The organism is Streptomyces sp. Ag82_O1-12 (genome assembly GCF_900182715.1).
In the GTDB taxonomy this organism is placed as follows: Bacteria; Actinomycetota; Actinomycetes; order Streptomycetales; family Streptomycetaceae; genus Streptomyces; species Streptomyces massasporeus.
On record NZ_FXUW01000001.1, the window covers coordinates 5,727,611 to 5,743,645 of the forward strand.

A 16,035-nucleotide genomic window follows, 5' to 3' on the forward strand; every position below is an offset into this window, starting at 1 on the left:
GCCCGACGCCGACGGACACGCTGGTGCGAAGCACACCCGAGATCGAGGACCTGCTGCGCGACAACGCGCCGCAGGTCCTCGGCGCGCTGGTCAGACGGTACGGGCACTTCGACGCCGCCGAGGACGCCGTACAGGAGGCGCTGCTCGCGGCCGCGGGCCAGTGGCCCGAAACGGGTGTGCCCGGCAATCCGCGCGGCTGGCTGATCAAGGTCGCCTCGCGGCGGCTCACCGACGCCCTGCGCAGCGATCAGGCCCGTCGTCAGCGCGAGGAGCGGGCGGCCGCGCTCACGCCCCGCGACGCCTTCACGGCGCCGCCGCCCGGGGAGCGGGCACCCCGCGAGGACGACACGCTCTCGCTGCTGTTCCTGTGCTGCCACCCGGACCTGTCGCCGCCCGCGCAGATCGCGCTCACGCTGCGCGCCGTGGGCGGGCTGACCACGGCGGAGATCGCCCGGGCCTGCCTCGTCCCGGAGACGACGATGGCGCAGCGCGTCAGCCGGGCCAAGCAGAAGGTGCGGGGCGTGCGCTTCGGCCGCCCGGACCGCTGGGAACAACGGCTGCCGTCCGTCCTGCAGACCCTCTACCTGATCTTCAACGAGGGCTACACGGCCACCTCCGGCGCCACCCTGCAACGCCGCGACCTCGCGGGCGAGGCCGTGCGGCTGACCCGCACGGTCCACCGACTGCTGCCCGGCGACTGCGAGGTGACCGGTCTGCTCGCGCTGATGCTGCTCACCGACGCCCGGCGCGAGGCGCGCAGCGGCCCGCACGGCGAGCTGATCCCCCTCGACGAGCAGGACCGCGACCGCTGGGACGGCGCCGCGATCGAGGAGGGCGTCGCGCTCATCACCCGGGCCCTGTCGCGGGGTCGGCCGGGGCCGTTCCAACTGCGGGCGGCGATCGCCGCCGTGCACGACGAGGCATCCTCGCCCGAGGCGACCGACTGGGCCGAGATCCTCGGCCTGTACGACGTACTCGTCGGCCTGGTCCCCGGCCCGGTCGAGCGCCTCAATCGAGCCGTCGCCGTCGCCATGGTCCACGGTCCGCGCGCGGGCCTGGCCGAAGTGGATTCCCTGGCCGACGAGTTGAAGGGCCACCGCTTGGACGCCGTACGAGGCCATCTCCTGGAGCGCGCGGGCGAGCCCGAAGCCGCCCGGGCCGCCTACGAGTCGGCGGCCGCGCAGACCCTCAGCCTGCCCGAGCAGCGCTATCTCCGCTCCCGGGCGGCGCGGCTGGGCGACTAGCGTGTACGACATGGGCATACCGGGGGAGCGGCGCCGCACCGTGTGGCGTCTTGTGGTGGTGGTGTGGGTGCTGGCCGTGGCCGTAGCGGGCGGGCTGACGCTCTGGATGCAGGACTCGACGGAGCCACGGGGCCCGTACGTCTGGGAGCGGACGGACCCCGGGGAAGCGCAGGATCTGCCGCCTTGCCCGACGCCCAAGGGCTGCGCGTACGCCATCACACCCTAGCCACGCAGCCCGCCCGTCGCCGGGTCGCGGGCCGTCAGGCAGTATGTGCCGCCCGCCGGGTCGCGCATGACCGTCCAGCCGGGGAAGGCGGCCACGAAGGCGGCTCCGAGTTCCTCGTGCCGTGCCCGGGTCGCCGGGACGTCCGCGCAGGCGAGGTCGAGGTGGGCGGAGGCCGGGCGTTTTTCGTCGAGGCGTTGCAGGAGCAGACGGACCGGCAGGCCGGGCGGCGGCTCGACCACGTGGAACTCCGCACGGGAGCCCGGCCGCGACTCCCAGCCGTCGAGCAGCGCGCTCCAGAAGGAGACTTCCCTGTCGAAGGCCGGGGCCGGGACGTCCAGGCACACCTGGTCGAGCCGGCTGCCCCGCACCACACCCGGCCGCGACGACTGCCCACGCCACGGGTCCGCGCAGAACAACTGCCCGCCGGGCGAGCGCAGCACGACGAGCGACCCCAGATCGGCCACCACGCCCGCACCGAGCCGCACCGCCGTGGCGGCGAACTCCGGTACGTCGTCCACACAGAAGTCGATGTGCGCACCGCCGGAACCCGGACCGACCGCCTGCACCTTCAGGCACGCGTCGGCGTCGTCGGGCAGCAGGGTGACGAACTCGTCATGCTCCCCGCGCAGTTCGGACAGGCGGGTGTCCGTGACGGCCGTCCAGAAGTCGCAGGCGGCGTCGAAGGCCTCACGCGGGCGGTCGATGAAGGCGTACGTCCAGCTGATCCTCATGGGCGCGATCGTAGAGGGGTGCGCCACCGCCACCTGCGTGAACCTTGACCTGCCCTTGCCACACCGTTCCCCGTCCATTGGTCTGCGCTTGTTTGCATTCAGCAATGGACCACATCACGTTCCTCGTGGCGGTCGTCATCGTCACGGCTCTCGCCTTCGACTTCACCAACGGATTCCACGACACGGCGAACGCGATGGCCACGTCCATCGCCACCGGTGCGCTCGCACCCCGAACAGCGGTCCTGATCAGCGGTGTCCTCAACGTTGTCGGTGCCTTCCTGTCCACGGAGGTCGCCAAGACCATCTCGGGCGGCATCGTGGACGACACCCTCGTCTCCCCGGGCATGATCTTCGCGGGGCTGGTCGGCGCGATCCTGTGGAATCTGCTGACCTGGCTGGTCGGCCTGCCCTCGAGTTCCTCGCACGCCCTGTTCGGCGGTCTGATCGGGGCGGTGTGGGTCGGAGCGGGCAGCCAGGGCGTCAACTTCGAGAAGGTCGTGGAGAAGGTGCTGGTGCCCGCGGTGGCCTCGCCGATCGTGGCCGGTGTCGCCGCGCTGCTCGCCACCTGCCTCGCCTACCGGCTCACCGACCGGGCCCGCGGGGACTCCGTCACCAAGGGGTTCCGCATCGGCCAGATCGCCTCAGCCTCGCTGGTCTCCCTGGCCCACGGCACGAACGACGCGCAGAAGACCATGGGCGTCATCACCCTCACCCTGATCTCGGCCGGTGCGCTCGGCCACCACGCCGGCCCGCCGCTGTGGGTCATCGCGTCCGCGGGCCTCGCCATCGGCCTGGGCACCTACCTGGGCGGCTGGCGGATCATCCGCACCATGGGCAAGGGCCTCACCGAGATCCAGTCGCCGCAGGGCTTCGCCGCCGAGACCGCCTCCACGACCGTCATCCTGACCTCCGCCCACCTCGGATTCGCCCTGTCCACCACGCAGGTGGCCTCGGGCAGCATCCTCGGCGCGGGACTCGGCCGACGGCTCGCGGAGGTCCGCTGGGGTGTCGCGGGCCGGATGGCGGTCGCCTGGATGGTCACGCTGCCCGCCGCCGCGCTGGTGGGGGCTCTGGCCGCCTCCGTCGTGCAGCACGGCGGGGACCTCGGCACGGCGGTCGTCGCGCTGGTCGGCGCGGCCCTCGCGGCCGGCATCGTGGTCATCTCGCGCCGCAACCCGGTGCACGCGCACAACGTCAACGACGCACACGAGGTCAGCATCCGCACCGAGCCGCCGGCCAAGGTCGGCGCGGCCGCCTGAGCGACGGGAGCAGGACATGCATCTGGGCTGGACCGTCTCGGCGAGGTCGCCACGGTGAGTGTCGGCGTCACGGTCGCCGTGGTCGTCGTCTTCGCCCTCGGCGTCCTCGGCCTCGCCCGCCTGGAGGGCGCCCGCGCGCAGCAGGGTGGCACCTTTGCCCTCGGCCTCGGGCAGACCACCCTGTGCTTCCTCGCCTGCGCGGCCGTGGTGGCGTACGGGATCTACCTGATCGTCCCTCGGTTGCACTGACAGCGCGTACGGCGAAGGGGCCCGACCGGTTCGCGGTCGGGCCCCTTCGCCGTACGAAGGCGATCAGGCCTTCTTGGTCTCCCAGAAGATCTTGTCGATCTGGGCGATGTAGTCCAGCGCCTTCTGACCGGTCGCCGGGTCGGTCGAGCCCTTGGCGGCCGAGAGGGCCTTCAGGGCGTCGTTGACCAGCTGGTGCAGCTCCGGGTACTTCTCGAAGTGCGGGGGCTTGAAGTAGTCGCTCCAGAGCACCGAGACGTGGTGCTTCGCGAGCTCGGCGCGCTGCTCCTTGATGACGGTGGCGCGCGTCTGGAAGTGCGGGTCGTCGTTGGCGGCCATCTTCTCCTGCACGGCCTTCACCGACTCCGCCTCGATGCGGGCCTGGGCGGGGTCGTACACACCGCAGGGAAGGTCGCAGTGGGCACTGACCTTGACCTTGGGGGCAAACAGGCGGGAAAGCATGGAGCATTCCTTCCTCGTGATCGTCTTCTCACAGGGGACATTACTCCGTGAGGGACGGCTTTACGCGGGTGCCCCCATGGGCTTAGGACAAAAGTCCGGGGTGAGACTGAGACTGGTGGAGGAAGAACCGGGGAGGTGCCGGGTGATGCCGGAGCTGTCGCAGGAGTCCGAGCGGGGGAGGCCGGCCCCGCCCTTCGGGGTGGCCGAGGTCACCGGGCCGTCCATGGTGCCCACGCTGTACCACGGGGACCGGCTCCTGGTGCACTACGGGGCCCGGGTCAGGCCAGGAGACGTCGTCGTGCTGCGGCACCCCTTCCAGCAGGACCTGCTGGTCGTCAAGCGGGTCGCCCAGCGGCGCGAGAGCGGCTGGTGGGTGCTCGGGGACAACGCGTACGCCGGCGGCGACAGCACCGACTACGGCGTCGTGCCCGACGACCTGGTGCTGGGGCGGGTCCGGTTCCGCTACCGGCCGCGCAGGTCGGACCGGCGGTCGCCCTGGGCGCTGCTCGGCTGGGCGCTGTCGGCGGCCAGGCCCGTCTTCTCGGGCAGGTCGGGCCGGGCGGCCTCCAGGCGTTTGCGGGCGCGGTAGGCCGCCACGTTGGCCCGGGTCGCGCAGCGGTCGGAGCAGTAGCGCCGGGAGCGGTTGGTGGAGGTGTCGAGGTAGGCGTTGCGGCAGGGCGCGGCCTCGCACAGGCCGAGGCGGTCCGCGCCGTGCTCGGTCAGGTGGAACGCCAGGCCCATCGCCGCGATCGCCGCGTAGCCCGCGGTGGCGTTCGACGGGTGGTCCGCCAGGTGCATGTGCCACAGGGGGCGGCCGTCGTCGTCACGGAAGTCGTGCCCCGAGATCTGCGGGCTCACCGGGAACTCCAGCAGCAGCGAGTTCAGCAGGTCGACGGCGAGCCTCTCGTCGCCCGAGTCGGCGGCCTCGAAGACCGCGCGCAGCCGGGCCCGGACCGCGCGGAAGCGGGTCACGTCCGCGTCGGTGGCGCGGCGGGCCGCAGACTGGCTGGGCCCGAACAGATCGCGGACGGCCTCGACCGACGTCAGGGCGTCCTTGCCCCGGGCCGGTTCCTCGGTGTTGACGAGGCGCACGGCGTAGTCCGAGTAATAGGCCAGTTCCACTTGTAGTCCTTACGGAGGGGCTTTATCGTCGGGGGCGTGCACTTGTAACAGCTGATGGTGCTTCCAGGGTATTACGAGGGAGGGGCTCGATGACGGACGCCGACATCACGACGGCCACCACCGACTGGCACGCCTGGCAGGAGAGCTGGGACCGGCAGCAGGAGTGGTACCTGCCCGACCGCGAGGAACGGTTCCGGATCATGCTCGACATGGTCGAGGCCTGCGTGGGCAGCGCCCCGCGCGTCCTCGACCTCGCCTGCGGCACGGGCAGCATCACCGCCCGGCTGCTCGCCCGCTTCCCCGAAGCCACCAGCACCGGCGTCGACCTCGACCCGGCGCTCCTCGCCATCGCCGAGGGCACCTTCGCGGGCGACGACCGGGTCCGTCTCGTCACCGCCGACCTCAAGGACCCCGACTGGCCGGCGAAGCTGCCGTACGAGGCGTACGACGCCGTCCTGACCGCGACGGCCCTGCACTGGCTGCACCGGGAACCCCTCGCGGACCTCTACGGCCAGGTCGCGGGACTCGTCCGCGCCGGCGGTGTCTTCATGAACGCGGATCACATGATCGACGAGACGACGCCCCGGATCAACGCGGCGGAGCGCGCGCAGCGGCACACTCGCATGGATCAGGCCAAGCGGGACGGCATCCCCGACTGGGCCGAGTGGTGGCAGCTCGCGGCGAAGGACCCGGTTCTCGCCGGGCCCACCGCCCGGCGCTACGAGATCTACGGCGAGCACGCCGACGGCGACATGCCCTCGGTCCAGTGGCACGCGCGCGTGCTGCGCGACAAGGGATTCGGCGAGGCCAGGCCGGTGTGGTGCTCCCCCTCGGACACCCTGCTGCTGGCCCTGAAGTAGGACGGGCGAGGGGGCGGTACGGAATTCCCGTACCGCCCCCTCGCCGTGCGTACCGTCAGAGCACCTTGGACAGGAACGACTTCGTCCGCTCGTGCTGCGGGTTCGTCAGCACCTCGCGCGGGTGACCGGATTCGACCACCACACCGCCGTCCATGAAGACCAGGCTGTCACCCACCTCGCGGGCGAAGCCCATCTCGTGGGTGACGACGATCATCGTCATGCCGGACTCCGCCAGGTCGCGCATGACGTCCAGGACGTCACCCACCAGCTCCGGGTCCAGTGCCGAGGTCGGCTCGTCGAACAGCATCAGCTTCGGGTCCATGGCCAGCGCCCGGGCGATGGCGACGCGCTGCTGCTGACCGCCGGAGAGCTGGGAGGGGTAGTTGCCCGCCTTGTCGGCCAGGCCCACCCGGTCCAGCAGCTCCAGGGCACGCTCGCGGGCCTTGCCCCTGCTCACGCCCTTGACCTGGACCGGCGCCTCCATGACGTTCTCCACGGACGTCATGTGCGGGAACAGGTTGAAACGCTGGAAGACCATGCCGATGTCCCGGCGCTTGACCGCGACCTCGCTGTCCTTCAGCTCGTAGAGCTTGTCGCCCTTCTGCCGGTAGCCGACCAGATCGCCGTCGACGTACAGACGGCCGGCGTTGATCTTCTCCAGGTGGTTGATGCACCTCAGGAAGGTCGACTTGCCGGAGCCGGAGGGGCCGATGAGGCAGAACACCTCGCCGGACTTCACCTCCAGGTCGATCCCCTTGAGGACCTCTACGGGACCGAAGGACTTGTGAACGCCCTCGGCCTTGACCATGGCGGTCATGCGGTGCCTCCCGTCGACGCCGAGCGGTTGGACAGGGACAGCAGGTTCGCCTTGATCTTCTGGAACGGGGTGGCCGGCAGCGACCGGCTCGAACCACGCGCGTAGTACCGCTCCAGGTAGTACTGGCCGATGCTGAAGACCGACGTCATCAGCAGGTACCAGGCCGCCGCCAGGAACAGCATCTCGGCCGGCGCACCGGAGGTCTGGCCGATGTCCTGAGCCGCGCGCAGCAGCTCCGGATACTGGACGACCGAGACCAGCGAGGTCGTCTTCAGCATGTTGATGACCTCGTTGCCCGTCGGCGGCACGATCACGCGCATCGCCTGCGGGATGACGATCCGGCGAAGCGTCTTGGAGTGGCTCATGCCCAGCGCGTGCGACGCCTCCGTCTGGCCCTCGTCGACCGAGAGCAGACCGGCCCGGCAGATCTCCGCCATGTACGCGGCCTCGTTCAGGCCGAGGCCCAGCAGCGCCGTCAGGAACGGGGTCATGAAGTCCGACCACTCGTCCTTGTAGAACGGCCCGAGGTTGATGTACTCGAAGACCAGGCCGAGGTTGAACCAGACGATCAGCTGGACCAGGACCGGGGTGCCGCGGAAGAACCAGATGTAGAACCAGGCGATCGACGAGGTCACCGGGTTCTTCGACAGGCGCATCACGGCGAGCATGACGCCGCCGACGATGCCGATCACCATGGACAGCACGGTCAGCAGGAGCGTCTTGCCGACGCCGTCCAGGATGCGGTCGTCGAAGAAGTAGTCCGGGATCGCGCCCCAGTTGATCTTGCCCTGGGAGAACGCGTAGACGACCCCGACCAGCAGGGCGATGGCGACGACGGCGGATACGTACCGCCCGTAGTGCCGGACCGGGATGGCCTTGATGGCCTCCGGCCCGGCCGGGGGCGTGTCGGCCGGAGTCTTGTCGATGTCAACAGTCACGGGTGTTGCCTTTCAGTGCCGCTGTGCTGCGGTCACTTGCCGCCGTTGATGGTGGCCGCGTCGATGGAGCCGTCCGTGACGCCCCACTTCTTCATGATCTTCTCGTACTCGCCGTTCTTGACGAGCGCGTCGAGTGCAGCCTTGAGGGCGTCCCGCAGCTCCGTCTGGTTCTTGGCGACCGCGATGCCGTACGGGGCGGCCTCGACCTGCTCGCCGACCAGCTGGAAGTCCTTGCCGCCACCGGAGGTCTTCACCGCGTACGCGGCGACCGGGAAGTCGGACGAGCCGGCGTCGGCGCCGCCCGCGCGCAGACGGGTCTGGGCCTGCTGGTCGTTGTCGAAGGGCTCGATGGCGATCTTCTTGCCGGCCGGGCACTTCTTCGACTCCGCCTTGGCGAGGTCCTCGGAGACCGTGCCGCGCTGCAGCACGATCTTCTTGCCGCACAGGTCCGACCAGGTCTTGATGCCCTGGTCGTCGCCCTTCTTGGTGTAGATCGAGACACCGGCGGTGAAGTAGTCCACGAAGTCGACGCCCTCGCCGACCTTCTTGCCGGTGTCGGAGTCGATGCCCTCCTGGCGGTCCTTGGTGTCGGTCATCGCGGACATGGCGATGTCGTACCGCTTGGAGCGCAGACCCGTGATCAGCGTGTCGAACGTGCCGTTCTCGAACTGGAAGTCGACCCCGAGCTGCTTGCCCATGGCGGCGGCGAGGTCCGGGTCGATGCCGACGACCTTGCCGGAGCTGTCCTTGAACTCGACCGGGGCGTAGGCGATGTCGGAGCCGACCTTGATGACGCCCTTGTCGCGGATGGCCTGCGGCAGCTTGTCGGCGAGCGGGGCCGAGGCCGCGGTGTCGCCGGAGCCGGTGTCCTTGGTCTGGTCACCGCATCCGGTGAGCATCAGCGCGCCTGCGACCGCGATCGCACCGACCGCTGCTAGCCGAGAGTGCGCGGCGGTCGTACGACGGGTGGAGCTTGCGGTCATGGTGGGTTCCTCCGGCGGATGGGTGGAGTTGCCGATGGGGCGGGCCGCCACCGATGGGTTCGGCACGGCCGCGGCATGCCGAAGGGTTCGGCAGTGCCGTGGGTCGACGAGAGCACACCTCTTCGAGTGTCGCGACCTCGTGTGATTACGGCATCTTGCCATTCGGACTGCGCCATTCTGGGGGCCAGCCATGTCAAAATCGGATAACGGGCGACCCCCGAACCGCACCACTCCGGTACATCACGGCCGGACCTTCTACAGGAATCACCCCTTCCGGCCGGAAGATCTTCGGTAAATCCCGGGATTTCCATACGGGGGCCGCAGGCTTCGCCGATGCTTGAGTGGTTGTGGCTGGTTTGTCCAGGTCTTGTCCCGGTTTTGGATGAAGCGTCAGGGCGGCGTCATGTGACCTTCGCGTTATGGACTCGTCCCCGATGCCGTCCGTCCGGTAAGAAGGGTCTTTACACCCCTCATCCGGGGCTCAGGGCGCGTGTGCGGCGCGCCCGTCGCGTACGCGCCCGTACGTATACACGTACAAGCACGACATGGGCCTACGCGGTGCCCGCCCACCCCTCACCAGGAGTGGCCACCCTCAAAACAATGAAGATTTAAGGGGTAAAACGAAGTGGCAGCGGAGATCGTCAATCCTCGCAGCGAGAGCAAGACCGGCGATATGGAGCACGAGGGCAGTGCGGAGCCCCTCGACTCCTTCGACCCGGCGTTCGCGCTGCACCGCGGCGGCAAGATGGCTGTGCAGGCCACGGTGCCGGTCCGTGACAAGGACGACCTGTCCCTGGCGTACACGCCCGGCGTCGCGAAGGTGTGCAGCGCGATCGCGGAGCAGCCGGAGCTCGTGCACGATTACACGTGGAAGTCGTCGGTCGTGGCCGTCGTGACGGACGGTACGGCCGTGCTGGGCCTCGGTGACATCGGGCCCGAGGCCTCCCTCCCGGTGATGGAGGGCAAGGCGATTCTGTTCAAGCAGTTCGGTGGCGTGGACGCGGTTCCGATCGCCCTGGCCTGCACGGACGTCGACGAGATCGTCGAGACCGTGGTGCGGCTCGCGCCGTCGTTCGGCGGCGTCAACCTGGAGGACATCTCGGCGCCCCGGTGCTTCGAGGTCGAGCGCAAGCTCCAGGAGCGGCTGGACATCCCGGTCTTCCACGACGACCAGCACGGAACCGCCGTGGTGACGCTGGCCGCCCTGCGGAACGCCGCGCGGCTGAGCGGGCGGGCGCTGGGGGAGCTGCGGGCCGTCATCTCCGGCGCCGGTGCGGCGGGTGTCGCCATCGCCAAGATGCTGGTCGAGGCCGGGATCGGGGATGTCGCGGTGGCCGACCGCAAGGGTGTCGTGTCGGCGGACCGGGACGACCTCACTCCGGTGAAGCAGGAGCTGGCCGGCTTCACGAACAAGGCCGGGATCACCGGGTCGCTGGAAGCGGCGCTGGAGGGGGCCGATGTGTTCATCGGCGTCTCCGGTGGCACCGTCGCGGAGTCCGCGGTGGCGACGATGGCCAAGGGTGCGTTCGTCTTCGCCATGGCGAACCCGAACCCCGAGGTGCATCCCGAGGTCGCGCACAAGTACGCGGCGGTCGTCGCGACCGGGCGGTCGGACTTCCCGAACCAGATCAACAACGTGCTGGCGTTCCCGGGGATCTTCGCGGGGGCGCTGCAGGTGCGGGCCTCCCGGATCACCGAGGGGATGAAGCTGGCCGCCGCGGAGGCGCTGGCCGCTGTGGTCGGGGACGATCTCGCCGCCGACTACGTCATTCCGTCGCCGTTCGACGAGCGGGTCGCGCCGGCGGTCACGGCCGCGGTGGCGGCGGCTGCTCGGGCCGAGGGTGTGGCGCGGCGCTGAGGCCGACCTGACGTCGGTGTGATGTGGCCCCCGTCCGGGATCGGGCGGGGTCACATTTTCGCGTTGCGTGGGGCTGTTCGGGTGGCGCTTGTGGGTGGGGGTGGCGCTCGCTTCGCCTTCGCGTCGGGTGCGGGTCGGGGCCGCGCCGGGGGGTGTCCGTCCTCGGAACGGCGCGATGGGGTTGTGTACCGACTGACTGTTCGTTGACGCGACAACCGCTGCGGGCGGACACCCGCCGACCCGGCCCCTTCCCGCCGTACGCGGGTGCGGGCGGGTCCGGCTTCGCGTCGCAGGCGGCGGCCCCAGCAACACCGGTGCCCACCTGGCAAGAGGGCGTGTCTCACAGGGGTGGATGGTTCCTTCGGTTCCTCGGGGAACCTATCGTCAAGGTCATGTTCGCTGTCTACGCCGCCCGAATCGACCGCGACCAGCCGCTGTCCGGCCTGGAGTTGGGAGAGCGTCCCGCTCCCGAGGCCCGTCCCGGCTGGAGTACCGTCACGGTCAAGGCCGCCTCCCTCAACCACCACGACCTCTGGTCCCTGCGTGGCGTGGGCCTCGCAGAGGACAAGCTGCCGATGATCCTCGGCTGTGACGCCGCCGGCGTCGACGAGGACGGCAACGAAGTCGTCCTGCACTCCGTGATCGGACAGAGCGGGCACGGGGTCGGCCCGAAGGAACCCCGGTCCATCCTCACCGAGCGCTACCAGGGCACCTTCGCCGAGCGCGTCGCCGTGCCGACCTGGAACATCCTGCCCAAGCCCAAGGAGCTCTCCTTCGAGGAAGCGGCCTGTCTGCCTACGGCGTGGCTGACCGCGTATCGGATGCTGTTCACCAACGCGGGGGTACGGCCCGGGGACTCCGTGCTGGTACAGGGTGCCGGTGGTGGTGTCGCCACGGCGGCGATCGTGCTGGGGAAGGCCGCGGGGCTCAGGGTCTTCGCCACCAGCCGGGACGAGGCCAAGCGGAAGCGGGCCCTGGAGCTCGGGGCCGTGGAGGCGCTGGAGTCCGGGGCGCGGCTGCCGCAGCGGGTCGACGCGGTGATCGAGACCGTCGGGGCGGCCACCTGGTCCCATTCCGTGAAGTCGCTGAAGCCGGGCGGCACGCTGGTCATCTCCGGTGCCACCAGTGGCGACCGGCCCTCCCACGCCGAGCTGACCCGGATCTTCTTCCTGGAGCTCAAGGTCGTCGGGTCCACCATGGGCACCAAGGACGAGCTGGAGGACCTGCTCGCGTTCTGTGCCACCACCGGGGTGCGGCCCGTCATCGACGAGGTGATGCCGATGGACCGGGCGCGGGAGGGCTTCGAACGGCTGGCTTCGGGTGAGCAGTTCGGGAAGGTCGTTCTGACGAATCCCTGAGCATGCACGAGGTGCGTTGACGGTCGGTCCGGAGTGGGCCGGCCGTTGCGTTTGTCAACTATGGTTGACGAACGTTATATGTCAACGTAGGTTGACTGCATGACCGAAGCGACCGATCTGGCCGAGCGTGCGGGTGACCGTGATCCACGGGTCGGCCTACGGGCCGTCGCCGCGCTGCGTCGGCTGCTGGAGCAGTTGGAAGCCGTACAGGTGCGCAATGCGCGCAATCAGGGCTGGTCGTGGCAGGAGATCGCCACCGAACTCGGTGTGAGCAGGCAGGCCGTGCACAAGAAGTACGGGAGGCATTGATGTTCGAGCGGTTCACGAAAGACGCCCGCGAAGTGGTGAAGAGCGCGTACGCGCAGGTGGACGGGGGTGGTCAGGGCGGGCAGGTCGTGGAGCCGGAGCATCTGCTGCTGGCGCTGCTCGACCGGGAGGGCGGTCGGGGGTCCTTCGCGCTCGTCGCTCTCGGGCTCGACGAGCGGCGGGAGTCCGTGCGGGAGGCGCTGCGTGAGGCGCGGCGGCGGGCCGGGCTGACCCAGGCCGAGACCGACGCGCTCGCCGGGATGGGGATCGACGTGGAGGAGATCGTCGCCCGGGTGGAGGAGGCGCACGGGGTCGGCGCCCTGACCTGCGACCGGAAGGGCAAGGGGCGGTGGCCGGGGCGGGTCTCCTTCGGTCGGGGTGCCAAGGAGGTGCTGGAGCGCTCCTTGCGGGTCGCTCTCGCCCAGCGGGACCGGCACATCGGGGACGAGCACCTCCTGCTGGCCCTGACGCTCCGCCCCGGGGTGCCGGCCGAGGTCCTCGCCGACCACGGGGTGACGTACGAGTCCCTGGTGCGGGTGCTGTACGGCAGTGGTGGCGAGGCCAAGGCCGGGTGAAGGGCAGGGCCGGGGCCCCTGGGGGGCGTCTACTTCTTCTGCGTGCGCAGCAGTGCTCCTATGTGGGCCGCCGCCGTCGACAGGTGGTGGCGGGCGTCGCGCAACTGGTCGGGGGTGACGCCGTGGTCGCGGGCCGTGTCACGGATGTCGTCCCGGAAGCGGTCGAGCAGACGGTCCAGGTCGCGGGCGGGGTCGCCGGTGGAGTCCGCGGCGTCCTCGTGCGCCCAGGCCGGTTCGTAGGCGGCTGGGAAGCCCTCCGAGGGCTCTGAGGGTGCCGGCTCGGGGGCGGGCCTGGCCGTGCCGGTCCAGTCGAAGCCGAGGTCCTTGCCGAAGTCCTTGCCGTAGTCCTTTCCGAACTCGCCCACCTCCTTGACCAGTTCACTCAAGCCCTCGCGCAGGCCCGTCGGCCAGTCGCCGCGGGCGAAGTGGTCCTGCACCTGCTCCTGGACGCGGCGGGTGATGCGCTGCACCTGCTCCTGGGCCTGGACCCGGGCCTGCTCCTGGGCCTCCTTCGCCTGGCGGCGGGCGCGCTGGGCGTCCTCGCGGGCGCGGCGGCTCTCGTCCTTGGCGCGCCGGGCCTGTTCCTTCCACTCCTGCCGGGCGCGGCGCATCTCCTCCTTGGCGATGCGCCAGGCCTCCTTGTCGCCGTGCTGCGAGAAGTCGCTGTAGGGGGTGCCTGTCGTGCCGTCGGCCCTGGTGCCGGTGTCCCGGCGGGCCTCGGTGGCCGCGGCGCGCATCTCGCGGCGCAGGTCGCCGGCGGCTCCGCGCACGTCGGCCTGGATCTCCGCGGCCAGTTCCGCGACCGACTCCCGGATCTCCAGCTCCAGATCGGCCAGCTCGCCGCTGCGGTCGGCCAGCTCGGCGCGGCCCGCGTCCGTGATCGAGTAGACCTTGCGGCCGCCCTCGGTGGTGTGGGTGACCAGGCCTTCGGCCTCCAGCTTGGACAGGCGCGGGTAGACCGTGCCCGCCGATGGTGCGTACAGCCCCTGGAAGCGCTCTTCGAGGAGGCGGATCACCTCGTAGCCGTGGCGGGGGGCCTCGTCCAGCAGCTTGAGCAGGTAGAGGCGGAGGCGGCCGTGGGCGAAGACGGGGGGCATGTCAGAGCACCTTCTTGTCGGTCGTGCCGTCGGCCGAGGTGGTGGTGGGGGCATCGCCCGGGCCGGAGACGGAATTGTCTCCCGAGCCGCCCTGAGGGCCGCTCCCCGGGGCTGCCGACGCGCCGCCGGCGGCGGGCGGGATGTCCTCTCGCCCATCGGGGTCGTCCTCCCCGGCGGGCCGGCGCAGCAGGGCGATCGAGCCGGAGACGGTGGTGGCCCGCAGTTTGCCGGTGCCCGCGCCGAGGCGGCCCGTGATCTTGTGGGCGCCCCACTGGCCGTGCACCCGCAGGCCGTCGAAGGCGTTGGAGACGGAGCCGCTCGCCGTGTTGGCCTCGACCTCCGCGTCCGCCGGGTACGGCAGCCGGATCGCGATCTCGCCCGAGACGCTGGTCAGCCGGACGTCCGTCGGGCCGTTCGGGTCGAGGTCGACGATCATCGAGCCGCTGACCGAATCCGCCCGCACGGACGGCCCGGAGCCCTCGACCACCGTGAGGTCACCGGAGACCGAGTTGAACCGCAGGTCGCCGGTCACGTCCTGGGCCTCCAGGCTGCCGGAGACCGTGTCGGCTCGCACCGGGCCGGAGAGGCCCACGAGCGTCGTGTCGCCGGTGACGCCCTTCACCACCGCCGGGCCCTGGATCCCGGAGACCACGGCGGCCGCGCCGACCACGCCCACCTCCACGCGGGTGCCGGCCGGGACGGCCAGGGAGACCACCGCGCTGCGGCGCCAGCCCTTGCGGTCCAGCCACTTGAGGAAGCCCTTCCAGGGCAGGTCCTCGTAGGCCACCGTCAGGACGCCGTCCCGCTGGGTCACCACCAGGGGTGGTCCCTCGATCTCGGAGATCTCCAGGCGGGCGGAACCTTCGTCGGTGCCCACGACGTTCACCGTTCCGTTGACGAGGCGTACGTGCAGATCGCTCACGGGCTCGTCGAAGGTGAGCTTGCTCGGTTCCGTGACGGACCACTCGGACATGGTGCAGACCTCCCCGCTTCGACGCGCCATATCGCGTCCTCTCGTATTCACGATATATCGCGGTCCGGGAAAGTCAAGACACCCGTTCTGGGGAGGAGTGGGCGGACAAAAGTGCTCAGAATCAGGTGATTCGCCCTAGCGTGTGAGTATGCCGACGGAAGCTGACCGCACCGGTCCCGCGTCTGGGGCGCTGCTGCTGTGCCGGGCGGCGCCCGCGTCCGTCGCCCCCGTCGCCCACCTGTTGCGCGAGCCGATGCGGCTCACGCGCGCGGGCGACGAATGGAGCGTTCTCGTCCCCGAGGGCAGGCCCTGGCGGGACGGTGCCGAGCCCGTCGACCGGGTGGTCACAGGGTGGACCACGGCTCTCGCCGTCGGCGCGCCCTGGCCTGTCCTCGCCCTCTGGTGGGACCCTGACCACGCGGGGTTCATCTTCGCGTCCGGCTTCCGCCGCCCGGTCGGCTTCGTGTGGCTCGCGAGCGGCGTTCCGGTCGGCGAGGGCGAGGCGATGCGCGCGTTCGCCGCCCGCCTGGGCCTCGACCCCGTCCTGGACGTGCAGGCCCTCGACCGGCTGACCACCCCCGACTCGGCGGCCCACGCCCGCGCCCGCCTGCGCGGCCTGCTCGCGGTCCTCGCGGGCGTGGGTGTCGCCCTGCCCGCCGAACTCGTCCCGGGCGAACCCGCCGAGCGCCTCCTGGAGGCCGCCGCCGGACAGCCGGACAGCCTGCCCGTCGAGTGGCCGGGCTGGCGCGAGGCGGTCGCGGAACGCGACACCGTGAACCACAGCCGGCTCGGTCCCTGGATGCCCTGGACGGGCGGCCCCAGGGCCCGCGCCCTGGCCTTGGCGCAGGTGGCGGCGGGCCTGCCGCTCCTGGTACAGGGCCTGCGGCGACGGGGTGGCGGCTGGGTCACGGCCGGAGCTCTGCTCCTCGCGCACGGCGCACTGGGGCTGACCTACGCCCTCACACATCCCCGCGACTGAC

General features: G+C 70.7%; 17 protein-coding genes and 2 pseudogenes. 11 read left to right on the forward strand and 8 right to left on the reverse strand.

The annotated features are described in order from the left end of the window. Positions 1 to 23: 23 nt before the first annotated feature. A complete protein-coding gene (locus QOL88_RS26455) occupies positions 24 to 1,244 on the forward strand; it encodes an RNA polymerase sigma factor (RefSeq protein ID WP_097220317.1) in 1,221 nt (406 codons plus the stop codon). A gap of 10 nt (positions 1,245 to 1,254) precedes the next feature. After that, a complete protein-coding gene (locus QOL88_RS26460; protein ID WP_143668890.1) occupies positions 1,255 to 1,470 on the forward strand; it encodes a hypothetical protein in 216 nt (71 codons plus the stop codon). Here QOL88_RS26460 and QOL88_RS26465 read toward each other — a convergent pair. After that, positions 1,467 to 2,201, reverse strand: coding sequence for a VOC family protein (locus QOL88_RS26465; RefSeq protein ID WP_097220322.1), 735 nt, complete (start codon positions 2,199 to 2,201; stop codon positions 1,467 to 1,469). The genes QOL88_RS26460 and QOL88_RS26465 overlap by 4 nt on opposite strands. Positions 2,202 to 2,305: 104 nt before the next feature. Here QOL88_RS26465 and QOL88_RS26470 point away from each other — a divergent pair, with 104 nt between their 5' ends. Both QOL88_RS26470 and QOL88_RS26475 read left to right on the forward strand, forming a co-directional pair. Further along, entirely contained in the window at positions 2,306 to 3,460 is a 1,155-nt protein-coding gene (locus tag QOL88_RS26470) for an inorganic phosphate transporter (RefSeq protein WP_097220325.1), read from the forward strand. A gap of 16 nt (positions 3,461 to 3,476) precedes the next feature. Beyond that, positions 3,477 to 3,709 (forward strand): annotated as a pseudogene (locus QOL88_RS26475) (hypothetical protein). A gap of 63 nt (positions 3,710 to 3,772) precedes the next feature. Here QOL88_RS26475 and sodN read toward each other — a convergent pair. Beyond that, entirely contained in the window at positions 3,773 to 4,168 is a 396-nt protein-coding gene (gene sodN, locus QOL88_RS26480) for a superoxide dismutase, Ni (RefSeq protein ID WP_097220330.1), read from the reverse strand. A gap of 223 nt (positions 4,169 to 4,391) precedes the next feature. On the opposite strand from sodN, the pseudogene sodX reads away from it, so the two are divergent. Further along, positions 4,392 to 4,565 (forward strand): annotated as a pseudogene (sodX, locus tag QOL88_RS38935) (nickel-type superoxide dismutase maturation protease); the annotation flags it as partial. Between the two features lie 65 nt (positions 4,566 to 4,630). On the opposite strand, the gene QOL88_RS26490 reads toward sodX, so the two are convergent. Beyond that, positions 4,631 to 5,290, reverse strand: coding sequence for a CGNR zinc finger domain-containing protein (locus QOL88_RS26490; protein ID WP_257027899.1), 660 nt, complete (start codon positions 5,288 to 5,290; stop codon positions 4,631 to 4,633). 89 nt (positions 5,291 to 5,379) lie between these two features. On the opposite strand from QOL88_RS26490, the gene QOL88_RS26495 reads away from it, so the two are divergent. Continuing rightward, positions 5,380 to 6,150 carry a class I SAM-dependent methyltransferase gene (locus QOL88_RS26495; RefSeq protein WP_097220336.1) on the forward strand — a complete coding sequence of 257 codons (771 nt, stop codon included), beginning with the start codon at positions 5,380 to 5,382 and terminating at the stop codon, positions 6,148 to 6,150. Positions 6,151 to 6,205: 55 nt separating this feature from the next. On the opposite strand, the gene QOL88_RS26500 is transcribed toward QOL88_RS26495, so the two are convergent. From QOL88_RS26500 to QOL88_RS26510, 3 genes are read right to left on the reverse strand one after another with little or no spacing between them, the layout of a single operon-like run. Next, positions 6,206 to 6,967, reverse strand: a complete 762-nt coding sequence (locus QOL88_RS26500) for an amino acid ABC transporter ATP-binding protein (RefSeq protein ID WP_031103312.1) — start codon at positions 6,965 to 6,967, stop codon at positions 6,206 to 6,208. Further along, positions 6,964 to 7,905 (reverse strand): amino acid ABC transporter permease, encoded by a 942-nt coding sequence (locus QOL88_RS26505; RefSeq protein WP_097220339.1) that lies wholly within the window; start codon positions 7,903 to 7,905, stop codon positions 6,964 to 6,966. The genes QOL88_RS26500 and QOL88_RS26505 overlap by 4 nt, the downstream gene beginning before the upstream one ends. Before the next feature lie 32 nt (positions 7,906 to 7,937). After that, the gene (locus QOL88_RS26510; RefSeq protein ID WP_097223197.1) at positions 7,938 to 8,888 is read right to left on the reverse strand and encodes an ABC transporter substrate-binding protein; all 951 of its coding nucleotides are present in this window, start codon (positions 8,886 to 8,888) and stop codon (positions 7,938 to 7,940) included. Between the two features lie 625 nt (positions 8,889 to 9,513). On the opposite strand from QOL88_RS26510, the gene QOL88_RS26515 reads away from it, so the two are divergent. From QOL88_RS26515 to QOL88_RS26530, 4 genes are all read left to right on the forward strand, one after another. Next, a complete protein-coding gene (locus tag QOL88_RS26515; protein WP_097220341.1) occupies positions 9,514 to 10,746 on the forward strand; it encodes an NAD(P)-dependent malic enzyme in 1,233 nt (410 codons plus the stop codon). Between the two features lie 392 nt (positions 10,747 to 11,138). After that, complete coding sequence (locus QOL88_RS26520) at positions 11,139 to 12,104, forward strand: zinc-binding dehydrogenase (RefSeq protein ID WP_097220344.1); 966 nt, start codon at positions 11,139 to 11,141, stop codon at positions 12,102 to 12,104. A gap of 99 nt (positions 12,105 to 12,203) precedes the next feature. Next, complete coding sequence (locus QOL88_RS26525) at positions 12,204 to 12,413, forward strand: HTH domain-containing protein (protein WP_003992902.1); 210 nt, start codon at positions 12,204 to 12,206, stop codon at positions 12,411 to 12,413. Beyond that, positions 12,413 to 12,985 carry a Clp protease N-terminal domain-containing protein gene (locus QOL88_RS26530; RefSeq protein ID WP_097220347.1) on the forward strand — a complete coding sequence of 191 codons (573 nt, stop codon included), beginning with the start codon at positions 12,413 to 12,415 and terminating at the stop codon, positions 12,983 to 12,985. Before QOL88_RS26525 ends, QOL88_RS26530 begins: the two co-directional genes overlap by 1 nt. 29 nt (positions 12,986 to 13,014) lie before the next feature. On the opposite strand, the gene QOL88_RS26535 is transcribed toward QOL88_RS26530, so the two are convergent. Continuing rightward, the gene (locus tag QOL88_RS26535) at positions 13,015 to 14,082 is read right to left on the reverse strand and encodes a helix-turn-helix transcriptional regulator (protein WP_097220349.1); all 1,068 of its coding nucleotides are present in this window, start codon (positions 14,080 to 14,082) and stop codon (positions 13,015 to 13,017) included. A 1-nt stretch (position 14,083) separates the two neighbouring features. Beyond that, a complete protein-coding gene (locus QOL88_RS26540; protein WP_097220352.1) occupies positions 14,084 to 15,055 on the reverse strand; it encodes a DUF4097 family beta strand repeat-containing protein in 972 nt (323 codons plus the stop codon). A gap of 148 nt (positions 15,056 to 15,203) precedes the next feature. Between QOL88_RS26540 and QOL88_RS26545 the strand changes: the two genes are divergently transcribed. Beyond that, positions 15,204 to 16,034, forward strand: a complete 831-nt coding sequence (locus tag QOL88_RS26545) for a hypothetical protein (RefSeq protein ID WP_097220355.1) — start codon at positions 15,204 to 15,206, stop codon at positions 16,032 to 16,034. The last annotated feature ends 1 nt before the right edge of the window (position 16,035 follow it).